We start from the raw sequence: 13,204 nt of genomic DNA, 5'->3' as shown, positions 1-13,204 counted from the left end.
AGGAAGAGGCACCATGTTTTTGGAGCAGTTAATCAACGGCATAACACTTGGTAGTATTTATGCAATCGTAGCGCTAGGTTTTACGCTAGTATTCGGTGTACTAAATATTATCAATATGGCGCACGGTGAAATATTTATGTTTGGTGCCTTTATGGGAGTACTTGTTACTCAAACTTATCATCTGCCTTTATGGGTTGGGTTTCTAGTAGCCATTGCCATCACAGGTATTATGGGTTATTTCCTAGAACGTTTCGCATTAAGGCCTCTACGTGGCAAGCAAGGTGTATCACACCTTGCTCCTCTTATAAGTACCATAGGGGTATCTATTTTCCTAGAAAATCTAGCACACCACCTGTTTGGTGCGGGAAACCATCCGTTTCGTACATCTTTTTCAGAGATTAGTATACAAGTAGGCTCGATAACTGTTTATGTTGTACAAATTGTTATCTTTGTTATATCTATCATATTGATGTTGGGACTATCCTACTGGTTATCGAAAACAAAAGCAGGGAAGGCACTGCGGGCTAGCGCGGAAAATTTAAAGGCTGCTAGTCTACTAGGTGTTAATACAAAAAGAATAATCACGTTAACGGTTATACTAGCATCTTCCATGGGTGGAATTGCCGGTATCCTTGTTGGAATGGCGTTTAACTCGGTTACTCCGCAAATGGGGCTTTCCATGGGATTAAAGGGACTTGCCATCATTATTTTAGGTGGTATGGGAAGTGTACGCGGTGCCATGGTTGGTGGCTTAATTTTAGGTTTATCTGAAACATTTGTTGTCGCTTTTGGTGATTCTGGATATCGTGATGCGATTGCGTTTATCATGATCATCATTATTTTATTAGTCCGTCCACAAGGACTATTTGGATCAGCGGCACCGGAAAGGCCGTGATGAGATGCTAGAAAGTATGATTAATCCATATTATCTACAAGTAGCTTCATTCGTATTAATCAATATCGTTTTGGGTATCAGTATCTATATTACACTCGCTACTGGTCAAATCTCATTAGGGAATGCCGGTTTTATGGGGATTGGCGCTTATACTTCAGCTATTCTCACGCTCCAGTACGATCTTCCGATTGTAGTTGGTATCGTACTAGGATCGATTGTTGCAGGGCTGGTTGGTTTATTAATCGGGCTACCAACCCTACGTCTTCAAGGTGTGTTCTTAGCGATTGCAACACTGGGATTTGGTGAGGTAATCCGTGTTCTATTTATTAATTGGGAGTCTTTAACAAAAGGAGCCGTTGGTATTTCCGGAATCCCACATATTGGACGTGAAATTCTAGCTGTGGCAAAAGGTTGGGGAATAGAGCCAGCTGCTTTTGGCCTTCGAAACAATCAATTTATAAGTCTATCTATTTTTATACTATTACTATTGATTGTGATCCTGTTACTTTGGTTTTTTATCCGTCAAAATAATTCACGGGTGGGCCGCGCGTTTGCTGCCATTAAAATGGATGAGCGCGCAACGGAAGCAATGGGTGTTAATATTACCTATTACAAAATTTTAGCATTTGTTCAAGGAGCTATGATTTCTGGATTTGCTGGAGCTTTGTATGCCCATGTAACAGCTTATATCAGCCCGGCTGACTTTTCGTACCATAAAGCGGTTGAAATTTTAATCTTTGCTGTTTTTGGCGGCAGTGAGGTTATTTGGGGTCCGGTATTTGGTGCAGCCTTGTTAACATCATTGCCAGAGTTTTTGAGGGGGATTGCCGATTACCGCTTTATGATCTACGGCGCGATATTAGTAGCAATGATGGCTTTCCGTCCACAAGGTATTCTTGACCCGAAGTGGTTTAGAAAACGAAATCGATCTGGTAAAGGTAAAACTTCAGTGAAAAGGGGTGCTGACCATGGCGCTTGAAGTTAAACAAGTGAGTAAAAGCTTTGGTGGTCTCCAAGCGTTAACTGATGTTACATTCACAATCGAGGACGGCCAAGTATTCGGTCTGATCGGCCCAAATGGTGCCGGAAAAACAACAATGTTTAATATCATTACCTCCATGTTCCCGCCGTCATTGGGTGAAATTAAGTTTGGAAATGAAAATATCGCAGGCTTAAAGCCACATCAAATAACGGAAAAAGGAATTTGCCGGACATTTCAAAATATCCGCCTATTCCAGCAGATGACTGTATTGGAAAATGTTATGGTGGGTACCCATTGCCGCACAAAAGCAGGCGTATGGAAAAGTGTTTTACGTCCAAGGTCGCAAAAACAAGAAGAAAAAGAAATCCGTGAAAAATCAGAACGCCTATTAGAATTGGTAGGACTATTGGAATTTAAGGACACGATTGCTGAGAATCTTTCCTATGGTCAACAACGTCGTTTGGAGATCGCCCGTGCCCTTGCCAGTTCGCCAAAACTATTACTCTTAGACGAGCCTGCTGCAGGGATGAACGAAACAGAAACGCAGGATTTGCTCGAGTTAATTTTTTTAATTAAAAGCAAAGGCTTAACAATTCTATTAATTGAACATGATATGCCTCTCGTTATGAAGGCATGTGATCGGATTGCTGTTCTTAACTTCGGTAAAAAAATTGCTGAAGGTACGCCGCAGGAAATTCAAAATAATCCTGATGTAATCGAAGCCTATCTTGGTAGAGAGGAGGATGAAGATCTTGCTTAAAGTCCAAGGGATTAGCACCTATTATGGTAAAATTCAAGCATTGAAAAATGTTTCATTGGAAGTAAAGGAAGGTACCATTGTCACAATCCTTGGAGCCAATGGTGCCGGTAAAACGACAACGATGAATACAATCAGCGGTTTGTTGCACCCAAAAGAGGGCAAGATTTTCTTCCGTGGTGAGGACATTACAAAATTGGAGCCATTCCAATTGGTTCGCAAAGGACTTGCTCTAGTGCCGGAAGGCCGTGCTATTTTAACAGGTATGTCTGTATTAGAAAATCTTGAAATGGGCGCCTATCATCGTAATGATCATCAAGTGAAGGATGATTTGGAAGCAGTAATGGACCGCTTCCCAATCTTGCGTGAACGTAAAAAGCAATTGGGAGGAACAATGTCAGGCGGACAGCAGCAAATGCTTGCCATAGCAAGAGCGCTCATGTCCAAACCGAAGCTCCTATTATTAGATGAGCCGTCAATGGGATTAGCGCCGCTTATTGTTCAAGATATTTTCCGGATTGTAAAAGAAATAAAAGATTCTGGAACAACCGTTTTAATCGTGGAGCAAAATGCCCGCCAAGCCTTGAAAATTGCTGATTATGGCTATGTACTGGAAACCGGGAAAGTGGTTGCCGAAGGCCCAGCAGCACAATTGTTAGAGGATTCAAGCATTAAGGAAGCGTATTTAGGTCATTAAACATCAGAAAAGCCTTATTGAAATTTCAATAAGGCTTTTTATATTTCAAGATGTCTTTTTATTTTTACGACCGCTTATTAGTGCTATTGCTCCTACGCCTGCAGCGGAAATTAAAGATCCGCATCCAAATCCACATGACCCGCATGCGCCTGTACAGAGAGCGGTCGCATGACCTGTTAAGGAACTACCGATTGTTATTCCTGCTGCTCCTATCCCTGTGGATAAAGTTAGGGCTTTCTTCTTCATATTTTCAGTGGCAAACCCCATCCTAAGAAACCTCCTTCCCAGCTTTTTCAGCAACAACACTCTCTTTGATTGGCATTAAGGCAGGACTCCAATCACTGTCGCCGCGACCGTAAGTAATGGCATTGGTTGGGCAGACGGCTTCGCATTGGCGGCAGGTTATACAATGGTGGATACTGTATGTAATTTTGCCGTCGTTGCCGGAACGTAAGGCACCCATTGGGCATTCTTTCACACATGTCTTACAGGATACACATTGCTCTTTTTTATATTTAAGTTTATAGGTAAAACCAAACCATACTCCAAGGCTATGCATTAAGCTTTGTAGTGGACCAACTGGGCACATAAAATTGCAGTAGCCACGTCCTCCTTTAGTAAATAAACCGAACAAAACAATCCATAAAAGAGCAGTAATAATGGTTGTGGAGGATAATGCGCCGATTTCGCCCCAAAATCCGCCAGTAAGCATCCTTTCAAAAAAGCCATAGCTGCAATAGGAACAGTTTAATGCCCCGGTTGTTAAGGGAGCAATAACAAAGCCAGCCAAAAATCCGTAGCGAATCGGTACAGGGTTTACCATTTTTGTCCAGTCGATTTTCCACTTATCGGGTATCATTCGGCTCATATATTCTGTGATTGCGCCTACCGTACAAAGTTTGCTGCAGAAAAATGGTCCAATGAGAAAGGCTGAGCCTAGTAAAAGAAGTAAACTAATCCCCCAGACAGAACCAAGGTCAATTCCTTTACCGCCTAATAAATTCGCAATAGGAATCCGAAAGCATGTTCCATGAATCGTTCCGTCTGTGCCATTTCCGAGCAGCCAGTTTAAGGCTCTATTGAAAAATGCAAATGGGGCATAGAACAAGAGAAGACCCAATCCATACCATCCAGCACGCTTAAGCAAATAACGGTTTGATTGTTTTTTGATTTTACTGAGCTTTTTCTTTTTGAAAAACATATTAGTGGCATCCTCCTTGGGGTTGTCCCGTTTTTTCAAGATTGGCATTGTCTTCTTTTATTCCTAACTTTTCTTGTGGATTGCCATATTTTGAATTCACTATGTAGACGGGTACTTTTCCAAGCAACGAGCCGTTATCAGCGTGTAAAAATTGAATCTCACCAGTGACTGAAATTAGTTGCTGCCGATCTTCTTTAGGAATTTTTGTGACAATCGCCATCCCAAAAAGGGCACCTGGCGCTAGTGGTGCATAGAGTTTTCCGGTTTTATTATCTGCAGCCGTTTGGAGTGTAAGCTCAGTATCATCAGGAAAGTTCACCAGTTTGACTTGAATAGGAAGGGGCTCTTCTCCCTGGTTGGTAATACCACCACCGCCATGACCAGTACTGATTTGGACAAGTCCGGGCTGAATGAAGCTTTTTGCTAAACCTTGATTGGCCAAGTCTAATAAAATAGGCGCATTGTTCAGCGATGTTACATCAGCTTGGAATTGTGCACTCTCATTCGTAGTAGCTGTTTTATAAGCACCAGCTCCCATGGTAAAGCTAAACGATACGATTAATAAAAGTAAAAAGCCAAAAATAGTGCGACCAAATGGATTTCTAATAATAATTCCCCCATTCATACTTTTAAATAAAAAGCAAATTTGGATGATTGTAATAAAGGTTATCTTATAAAAGTGTTGAATTTTTGAGGGAATTGGGGTTTTTTGTCAAAGAATGTAAGAAAAAATAAAAAGGAAACAGTGGAATCATCCACTGCCTCCTTAGATTAGAAAAATGATTAAATAATATTCAGCTTATGCATATAAGTCCAAATGTTTTTTCCAATTAATATGACCGTTATCGCAATAAACAGCAACTTGACATAGGCAACGCCTGTTTTGATGGCTAATTTAGATCCTACGAATGCTCCAAGGACCATCGCAAGTCCCATCGGGATACCGTAATGAAAATTAACGGAGCCGTATAAGATGAAGATAATGAGAGAAGAAATATTGCTGGCAAAGTTTAAAGCCTTTGCATTGCCAGCTGCTTCTACAAAGTCAAATCCTAAGAATAGAAATGAGAAAATGAGGAACGACCCAACGCCTGCTCCCAACACTCCATCATAAAATCCTAAAATCAAGGCGATAGAGGCGATGAAAATTATCTTTTTTAATGATAATTTTTTAAACTGTGATTTCACGCCCCAATCTTTTTTTAAGATTGTGTAGATCGTAACTAAAATCAGCATAATTAAGACTAGCTTATTTAAGAAATCCGCGGGGATTAAATGAACAACATACACCCCAATCCCAGATCCGATAATCGACAACGGTATTAATTTTAGCACCAACTTTTTGTTGACCTTTCCAGAACTTAGGAAAGAAATTGTGCTTGTTAAAGATCCCATTGTAGCAGCTAGTTTGTTAGTTCCTAACGCCATTGAAGGTGGCAACCCGGTAAATAACAAGGCTGGAATTGAAATAAGTCCGCCTCCGCCTACTGCTGAATCAATAAAGGCTGCCGCAAAGCCGCATATAATTAGGAAAGCTAACATCCCTAAATTAATTTCATCCATATATATGATGCCTCCCAATTATAGTTTTTTAGAATAATATACATTTATTATACATTTATTTATACTCTTATTTTCTTTAGTAGTAAATATTTAGTTTTCTAAATTTCTACAGCAAAAAAACATAAGAAAAATATTAAAATTTATTGGATTTTATCGGATTTTATAGGACGGGTTTATAATGCATATTGGTTGTCGAATGCTATATGGAAACGCTTTATTGGTCTCTCGGCGGCCTAATCCACCGTTTTCGGTGTAAATAACTTGGTTTGGTAATTTCAAAGATTGCCAGGGAGGATTAAAGTTATGGAAAATATTAATGTATTCGTTATGCTTGGTGTTGCACTCATTTTATTCATTATTATTGCCTTACTTGTAGCAGGAATTATTTTATACATGGTAATGAAAAAACGGGATATTCAGCAAACGCAGCATTCAATTAGAAGGAATTTCCCGGTTCTTTCGCACATTCGCTATATCTCTGAACATATCGGTCCGGAACTTAGACAGTATTTCTTTGAAGGAGACCATGAAGCGAAGCCTTTTTCTCGATTAGATTTTCAATTTATCGTAAAGGCAGGGAAATATGCAAAAACGATTATTGCTTTTGGTAGTAAACGGGATTTCGATAAACCTGGATTTTATATCCGCAATGCCTTTTTTGCAAAACAAATTGCGGATTTAGAAGCGGATAACAAGAAATTAATTGACACACAAAAATATGTGACAGATAAAGATACATTATTTGCTCGACATGAACATAGTGTGGAAGCGCAGATTAAACCTTGGTTGTATACAGAGCAGGATGCCATCGTTATCGGAAAAGATACTTGCCGCTATCCTTTTAAAGTAAAAAGCCCTGTAGCAATGAGTGGGATGAGCTATGGTGCATTAGGAGATCATGCGATTACCGCTTTATCTTATGGATTAAAAGATGCTGGTGCCTATATGAACACTGGTGAGGGTGGTGTCTCAGATCACCATTTAAAAGGTGGAGCGGATATCGTTTGCCAAATTGGACCAGCTAAGTTTGGATTTAGACAAAAGGACGGTTCATTTTCTTTTGATGAACTTCGTAAAAAAGCTTGTAATCCACAAATTAAAGCCTTTGAATTAAAGCTTGGGCAAGGCGCAAAAATTCGCGGTGGTCATATTGAAGGTGCAAAGGTTACACCTGAAATTGCTGAAATCCGTGGGGTTGAGCCATACAAAACGATTGACTCACCAAATCGTTTTGAAGAGTTTCATGATTTGAAAACAATGATGGATTTCATTGAACATATAAGAGATGTCGCTCAAAAACCAGTGGGTATTAAGCTTGTTATTGGCAGTGAAGAAACGTTTGAAGAGTTTGTTGCATTTATGGCTAAGGCAAAACGCCATCCAGACTTCATTACGATTGATGGCGGTGAAGGTGGTACAGGTGCTACTTATCAAGCAATGGCTGATTCTGTAGGTCTTCCTATTAAACCGGCATTATTAATTGCACAAAGAGTATTGAAGAAATACAAAATGCGTGACAAAGTCACCCTTATTGCAAGTGGTAAATTATTCTCCCCTGATAGAATTGCTGTTGCCTTGGCACTAGGGGCAGACGTTGTTCAAATTGCTAGAGGACTTATGATTTCAGTGGGTTGTATCGGAGCACAAAAATGTCACTCCAATGAATGTCCAGTTGGTGTTGCTACAACCGATCCTAAGCTACAAAAAGCTTTAGTAATAGAAGAAAAGCGATACAGAGTAACAAACTATATGACAACACTTCGCGAAGAATTGTTCATGTTATCTGCAGCAGCAGGCTTAACATCACCAAAACAATTTGATGAAAAACACGTCGTCTTTGTGGATGACGAGTTCCATGCAAAAACAATCGCACAGGTAAAAGAACCAGAGGAAGTTAAAGAGCTGCAATTCATTTAATGGAGCAAGGGGTGGAACAAAGTAACCGCCCCTTGTTCCACCTTATTTTATATACTCATGGCTGACAAGGATGTCCGTCAAAATTTCAGATGGAATTGTAAACTCAACAACACCCATATAACCCGGAGCCACCTCATATTTGTCAAACACAATCACTAATTTATTGTGTTTAGTAATGTAGAAGGATTGATTCGCTTTTATTTTCTCAAAGGGATCAAAGAGATCTTCTTCTTGTTTATTAGGATTATCTACCCAATAAATGATGGAAGTGTCCTTTTCCATTTGCGAAAGCATTTGTCTTTTAATTTCTTCGCTAATCACATTAATATAGGCATCATTTTGGAAAAGGCTTGGCAATGTGATCAGTAGGCCTTTTTGTTTATCAATTGTGTCAAATTGGTATGTCGTTGATGATGAGCCGACTGTATTCACAACATAGCGGCCAATTGATAGAATTTGATCAGTATCAGTTTTTATTTCATATCCACTATCTACTCCTAAATGTCCACCATTTGCTGCTTTTAGTTCTTCTATATCAGCTTTGAACTGTTCATATAATGCCTTGCTTTCTTCTAAATACTTTTCATTTAAAGTAGATTGTAGCCCTTTATTTTTAAGGTTATGAATAGCAGGTGCTTTTATATCAGCGTTATAGGTTTCTTCATCTACTTTAAATTCTACAAAGGTTAATACTTTCACAAGATTACCAATTATAGGTACCTCGGCCATGGTTTTCGCAAACGTTTCATTTACGTTTAATCCTCCAATGAATATCACAGCCGCTGCTGCAACTCCGGCCACCCATTTTGTTGTTTTCCTTCTTCGTGGTTTCTGCCTTAGTGCTCTCTTGACAATAAAGTCTAATTCATCAGGGATAGGGATGTTATCATAATCTTTCTTCCATTCTTCCATTCTTTTTTCCATGATCGCCAACCTCCTAACTAGAATTTATCCTCGTCCGTGATTTGGATTCGGAGAATTTGAAGAGCTTTATATAAACGAGTCTTAACAGTGTTTTCGTTTTCATGTAATATTTCCGATATTTCTCGAAGTGTTAAGTCTTCAAAGAATTTAAGGATAATTATGATCCGATATTTTGGTGGCAACTCATCGAGGCTCCTTGCTAAATCAACATTTTCATAACAATCATTGCTCTTTGGACCAACAGATTCTAAAGTACCATCATCAACTATAATTTCTCGTTTCTGTTTGCGTAGCATATCCAGCGAAGTATTAACTACGATTCGATAAAACCAACTTTTAATACCATCTGGATGTTCTAGCGTATGTACTGTCTTTAGTGCTTTATGGATTGACTCCTGAACAATATCCAACGCATCTTCTTTATTTTTCATATAAGTGAAGGCCATTCTATAAAACTTCTCTTTCTCCGCTACTATTAACTCCGTCAGTATGTTTTCAAGTTTTTTGTTCTTCACCGGAAGCACCCCCTCTTTTGCATTCTATCTATAAGACGTTCCATGTAGTAAAAAAGTTTTGGAAAGGGAATAAACGAATCGTCCCCTAATTCCAAAAAATCTGTGGCTGAAAAATTGCTAATAAATGTGAAATTCGTTATCATGTTAAATAGTGGATTCTAATTTGAAGTAATGGTAGGATGATAAACATGCAAAAAGCACGCATTATTTATAATCCAACGGCAGGTAGAGAGCTGTTTAAACGACATATTCCTGAAGTTCTTATGAAGCTTGAAGCAGCAGGCTATGAAACATCTTGTCATGCAACGAAAGCTGCTGGGGATGCAACGGTTGCCTCAAGCCTTGCAGCTAATCGAGGTTTTGATGTTGTCATCGCAGCCGGTGGTGATGGAACGATTAATGAAGTTATAAATGGACTAGCTGAGCATGAAGTGCGACCGAAGCTGGGGATTATTCCTGTTGGGACAACGAATGACTTTGCTCGTGCCATTAAAGCGAATGGCTCGATAGATAAAGCCGTTGATATTATCGCAAGAGGTCATACGAAAAAAATTGATATTGGAAAAATGAATGACCAGTATTTTATTAACATTGCCGGTGGTGGCCGCTTGACGGAGCTTACCTATGAGGTCCCTAGTAAATTAAAGACGGTCTTAGGTCAGCTTGCCTACTATATTAAAGGCGTAGAAATGCTGCCAACACTAAAGCCGACACCTGTAAAAATTGATTATGATGGCAAGCTTTTCGAAGGGGAAGTCATGCTGTTTTTAATTGCCAATACTAACTCGGTCGGCGGATTTGAAAGATTAGCCCCTAGAGCTGATTTGGATGACGGGTTATTTGACTTTTTAATTCTAAAAAAAGCGAACATGGCTGACTTTTTACGGCTTGCAACACTAGTGTTAAGAGGCGAACATCTCAACGACGACCTTGTTATTTATACGAAGGCAAATCGCATCAAAGTCACCTCTGATGAAAAAGTTCAGCTCAATCTCGATGGAGAATTCGGTGGCGTTTTGCCGGCGGAATTTGTAAATTTATATCAACATATTGAAGTTTTTGTACCGTAAGAAAAAGAGGCTAAACCAAAAATTGGTTTGCCTTTTTCTGTTTTTCCCCATAATATGATTTGATAGATAGTATAACGAAAAAATTAAGGAAGAATGAATATGGCGAAACTAGAAGCACCAATACAAAAAAATGATGTACTAGATGTAACATTTGAAGATTTAACCCATGACGGAGCAGGTGTAGCCAAGGTTTCCGGCTATCCAATTTTTGTTCCGGGCGGTTTGCCGGGTGAACAGGCACAAATTAAGGTCGTAAAAGTACAAAAGGGATATGGCTACGGCCGGATTCTTGAATTTTATAAAAAAAGCCCTGATCGCGTTGAGCCGGCCTGTCCAATTTATAAGCAATGCGGCGGCTGCCAGCTTCAACACTTGAGTTATGAAGGGCAACTAAAGTTTAAGCAAAAACAAGTGAAAGAAGTATTAAAAAGAGTGGGAAAGCTTGAAAATATTACGGTCCATCCTGTTCTTGGGATGATGGACCCCTGGAAATATCGCAATAAATCGCAGGTTCCAGTTGGTGAGATGGAAGGTGGCTTAGTAGCGGGTTTCTATCAGCAAAGAAGCCACACCATTATAAATATGGAAGAATGCCTTATTCAAGCTGATGTAAACGATCGAGTAGTCCAAGGTGTGAAAGGGATTGCTGAGAAATATGGAATTAAAGCCTATCATGAAGGAACACATACAGGAACGCTACGCCACATTGTAACGCGCTATGGGCGCAAATCGAAGGACGTCATGGTTGTGCTCATTACTAGAACAGAAGAACTACCGCGTAAAGAGCACATCATCGAGGAAATTCATCGTTCGTTTCCACAGGTAAAATCTATTATTCAAAACATTAATCCAAAACGGACAAATGTGATTTTCGGTGATAAAACAAAAGTATTGTGGGGCGATGAATATCTATATGACTCCATAGGCGATATCCAATTTGCCATTTCGGCCCGTTCCTTCTACCAGGTTAATCCTGAGCAGACAAAGGTTTTATATGATAAAGCATTAGAATATGCAAACTTGACAGGGGAAGAAACCGTTATTGATGCCTATTGTGGTATTGGTACAATTTCATTATTTCTAGCTCAAAAAGCAAAGAAAGTATACGGAGTCGAAATAGTACCTGAAGCCATCGAAGATGCAAAAAGAAATGCAAAGCTTAATTATATGAATAATGTTGATTTTGAAGTTGGCAAATCGGAAGATATCATCCCGGCATGGCATAAGCAAGGAATCCAAGCCGATGTCATCGTCGTCGACCCGCCTAGAAAGGGTTGTGATCGCGAGCTGCTCCAAACTATCATTGAGATGAAACCGAAGCGGGTCGTCTACGTGTCCTGCAATCCAGGCACACTAGCCAGGGATTTAAGAATACTGGAAGATGGTGGGTTTAAAACGGTGGAAGTGCAGCCTGTGGATATGTTTCCGCATACGGCGCATGTTGAGTGCGTGGTTGGGATATATTTGAAGGATTAAAATAAATTAAATTATAATCGGCATTTACTTTAATGTAAATGTCTTTTTTCTATAATTTATTAGTTAACGAATATAAGAATTGACATATATTTCATTTTATGATGAGTTTATATTATATAAATCGTCCATGAATTATTTATGAATGAAATGAACTGGGAGATATTGTGTGAATATGATTTATAATAATCTAGTACCAAATAATTTAATAAATACTATACCGTGTTTTACAACTCAAAATTCAGATTTAATAGGATTAGATAATAATTTTTTGAAGAGCCAATTACTATTGTCGGAATCTAACAATAACATCTTGCGATTGGCTCGTGGTGAAGGGAGAAAAAAGATATTAGATTCAATTATTGGTTCCCCAAACATTATTTTTGATTGGGGACAGAAATCAATGCACTCTTATTTAGAAAATTCTGAGGTTAGAGAGTTTTTGGAACCAAATAAAGTTAGTAAAGAACTATTATTTAGGTTTATTAATTTGTATGAAGAGGAACTTGAATATCATTATTACAGATATCCTCATCAGTTTAGAAATAGCGTAAATTCCCAAAAAGTAATAAACACAATACAGGAAGCTATCAAAAAAACAGAATCGTTTGACGACTTACAACTCATTAAAGAGTGGTTATGTTTTGCACTACATACCAGCGGAAATAGAGAGTTTAGTAAAATTAGTCCTTGGGTTTCAACCACTATGGGCAATAGAAGATATGATATTGCATATCGATATGGGCTTGGGAATCTTAAAAATTTTAAATATAAAGATCGAGGAACAGTAAATAAAAAATATATTATTTTAGATTATTGGGTACCCATTTCTGAAGAGAATGATTCATATAGAAACGCTAACTATGTTAGAGATAAATTAAAGAGTATGGGAATAGATTGGTATAAAAATAAACACAACGAGGTTATGGTTAAATATGTGTTATTTCCTCATCAACTAATTGGATATTATTACTTTGAAAACCATGGACTAAAGCACTATTGCTTTAATCATCATTATATAGAAAAGTGGAAAAAAGATATGTACTTTAAGATAGGCGATTTTTTATATATTGATCAAGAGCTTGTTGATTTCCCAAGTGATAATCCTTACAGACTCATATATTTAAAACAAGGAGGAAATTTTTCAGTTTTTAATAGGAGATAGTGCGGAGTGCGTGGTTGGGATATATTTGGAGGATTAAATATAAGA

The 13,204-nt window shown here is 38.6% G+C and carries 14 protein-coding genes; 8 read left to right on the top strand and 6 right to left on the bottom strand.

Going from position 1 to position 13,204, the window contains the following annotated elements; translation table 11 throughout:
• Positions 1-13: 13 nt before the first annotated feature.
• From ACNQFZ_RS08835 to ACNQFZ_RS08820, 4 genes are read left to right on the top strand one after another with little or no spacing between them, the layout of a single operon-like run.
• Positions 14-895, top strand: a complete 882-nt coding sequence (locus ACNQFZ_RS08835) for a branched-chain amino acid ABC transporter permease (protein ID WP_458414907.1) — start codon at positions 14-16, stop codon at positions 893-895.
• A gap of 4 nt (positions 896-899) precedes the next feature.
• The gene (locus ACNQFZ_RS08830; RefSeq protein WP_458414906.1) at positions 900-1,874 is read left to right on the top strand and encodes a branched-chain amino acid ABC transporter permease; all 975 of its coding nucleotides are present in this window, start codon (positions 900-902) and stop codon (positions 1,872-1,874) included.
• Positions 1,864-2,637 carry an ABC transporter ATP-binding protein gene (locus ACNQFZ_RS08825; protein WP_458414905.1) on the top strand — a complete coding sequence of 258 codons (774 nt, stop codon included), beginning with the start codon at positions 1,864-1,866 and terminating at the stop codon, positions 2,635-2,637. Before ACNQFZ_RS08830 ends, ACNQFZ_RS08825 begins: the two co-directional genes overlap by 11 nt.
• Positions 2,630-3,331, top strand: coding sequence for an ABC transporter ATP-binding protein (locus tag ACNQFZ_RS08820; protein WP_458414904.1), 702 nt, complete (start codon positions 2,630-2,632; stop codon positions 3,329-3,331). Before ACNQFZ_RS08825 ends, ACNQFZ_RS08820 begins: the two co-directional genes overlap by 8 nt.
• Positions 3,332-3,376: 45 nt before the next feature.
• On the opposite strand, the gene ACNQFZ_RS08815 is transcribed toward ACNQFZ_RS08820, so the two are convergent.
• The 4 genes from ACNQFZ_RS08815 to ACNQFZ_RS08800 form a co-directional block, all read right to left on the bottom strand.
• On the bottom strand, positions 3,377-3,598 hold the full coding sequence (locus ACNQFZ_RS08815) for a hypothetical protein (protein ID WP_458414903.1): 222 nt from the start codon (positions 3,596-3,598) through the stop codon (positions 3,377-3,379).
• A gap of 1 nt (position 3,599) precedes the next feature.
• Entirely contained in the window at positions 3,600-4,532 is a 933-nt protein-coding gene (locus ACNQFZ_RS08810; RefSeq protein ID WP_458414902.1) for a 4Fe-4S binding protein, read from the bottom strand.
• Position 4,533: 1 nt separating this feature from the next.
• Positions 4,534-5,157 carry a hypothetical protein gene (locus ACNQFZ_RS08805; protein WP_458414901.1) on the bottom strand — a complete coding sequence of 208 codons (624 nt, stop codon included), beginning with the start codon at positions 5,155-5,157 and terminating at the stop codon, positions 4,534-4,536.
• Between the two features lie 158 nt (positions 5,158-5,315).
• Entirely contained in the window at positions 5,316-6,095 is a 780-nt protein-coding gene (locus ACNQFZ_RS08800) for a sulfite exporter TauE/SafE family protein (RefSeq protein WP_458414900.1), read from the bottom strand.
• A gap of 303 nt (positions 6,096-6,398) precedes the next feature.
• On the opposite strand from ACNQFZ_RS08800, the gene ACNQFZ_RS08795 reads away from it, so the two are divergent.
• On the top strand, positions 6,399-8,012 hold the full coding sequence (locus ACNQFZ_RS08795; protein ID WP_458414899.1) for an FMN-binding glutamate synthase family protein: 1,614 nt from the start codon (positions 6,399-6,401) through the stop codon (positions 8,010-8,012).
• A gap of 42 nt (positions 8,013-8,054) precedes the next feature.
• Here ACNQFZ_RS08795 and ACNQFZ_RS08790 read toward each other — a convergent pair whose 3' ends face one another.
• Complete coding sequence (locus tag ACNQFZ_RS08790; RefSeq protein ID WP_458414898.1) at positions 8,055-8,936, bottom strand: DUF3298 domain-containing protein; 882 nt, start codon at positions 8,934-8,936, stop codon at positions 8,055-8,057.
• A gap of 17 nt (positions 8,937-8,953) precedes the next feature.
• Positions 8,954-9,451 (bottom strand): RNA polymerase sigma factor, encoded by a 498-nt coding sequence (locus ACNQFZ_RS08785; protein WP_458414897.1) that lies wholly within the window; start codon positions 9,449-9,451, stop codon positions 8,954-8,956.
• A gap of 188 nt (positions 9,452-9,639) precedes the next feature.
• Here ACNQFZ_RS08785 and ACNQFZ_RS08780 point away from each other — a divergent pair, with 188 nt between their 5' ends.
• The 3 genes from ACNQFZ_RS08780 (at position 9,640) to ACNQFZ_RS08770 (ending at position 13,159) form a co-directional block, all read left to right on the top strand.
• On the top strand, positions 9,640-10,521 hold the full coding sequence (locus ACNQFZ_RS08780; RefSeq protein WP_458414896.1) for a diacylglycerol kinase: 882 nt from the start codon (positions 9,640-9,642) through the stop codon (positions 10,519-10,521).
• 99 nt (positions 10,522-10,620) lie between these two features.
• Positions 10,621-11,997: a 23S rRNA (uracil(1939)-C(5))-methyltransferase RlmD gene (gene rlmD, locus ACNQFZ_RS08775; RefSeq protein ID WP_458414895.1), complete on the top strand. Its 1,377-nt coding sequence runs from the start codon at positions 10,621-10,623 to the stop codon at positions 11,995-11,997.
• Positions 11,998-12,163: 166 nt separating this feature from the next.
• Complete coding sequence (locus tag ACNQFZ_RS08770) at positions 12,164-13,159, top strand: hypothetical protein (RefSeq protein ID WP_458414894.1); 996 nt, start codon at positions 12,164-12,166, stop codon at positions 13,157-13,159.
• The last annotated feature ends 45 nt before the right edge of the window (positions 13,160-13,204 follow it).

It is taken from the genome of Schinkia acidoalkalinis, from assembly GCF_054301215.1.
This window is presented reverse-complemented; position numbering and strand designations above follow the sequence as displayed.

Coding starts and splice junctions, on each gene's coding strand:
- ACNQFZ_RS08825 (WP_458414905.1), top strand. CDS start 1,864: ATGGCGCTTGAAGTTAAACAAGTGAGTAAAAGCTTTGGTGGTCTCCAA.
- ACNQFZ_RS08780 (WP_458414896.1), top strand. CDS start 9,640: ATGCAAAAAGCACGCATTATTTATAATCCAACGGCAGGTAGAGAGCTG.
- ACNQFZ_RS08830 (WP_458414906.1), top strand. CDS start 900: ATGCTAGAAAGTATGATTAATCCATATTATCTACAAGTAGCTTCATTC.
- ACNQFZ_RS08790 (WP_458414898.1), bottom strand. CDS start 8,936: ATGGAAAAAAGAATGGAAGAATGGAAGAAAGATTATGATAACATCCCT.
- ACNQFZ_RS08835 (WP_458414907.1), top strand. CDS start 14: ATGTTTTTGGAGCAGTTAATCAACGGCATAACACTTGGTAGTATTTAT.
- rlmD (WP_458414895.1), top strand. CDS start 10,621: ATGGCGAAACTAGAAGCACCAATACAAAAAAATGATGTACTAGATGTA.
- ACNQFZ_RS08805 (WP_458414901.1), bottom strand. CDS start 5,157: ATGAATGGGGGAATTATTATTAGAAATCCATTTGGTCGCACTATTTTT.
- ACNQFZ_RS08810 (WP_458414902.1), bottom strand. CDS start 4,532: ATGTTTTTCAAAAAGAAAAAGCTCAGTAAAATCAAAAAACAATCAAAC.
- ACNQFZ_RS08800 (WP_458414900.1), bottom strand. CDS start 6,095: ATGGATGAAATTAATTTAGGGATGTTAGCTTTCCTAATTATATGCGGC.
- ACNQFZ_RS08795 (WP_458414899.1), top strand. CDS start 6,399: ATGGAAAATATTAATGTATTCGTTATGCTTGGTGTTGCACTCATTTTA.
- ACNQFZ_RS08815 (WP_458414903.1), bottom strand. CDS start 3,598: ATGGGGTTTGCCACTGAAAATATGAAGAAGAAAGCCCTAACTTTATCC.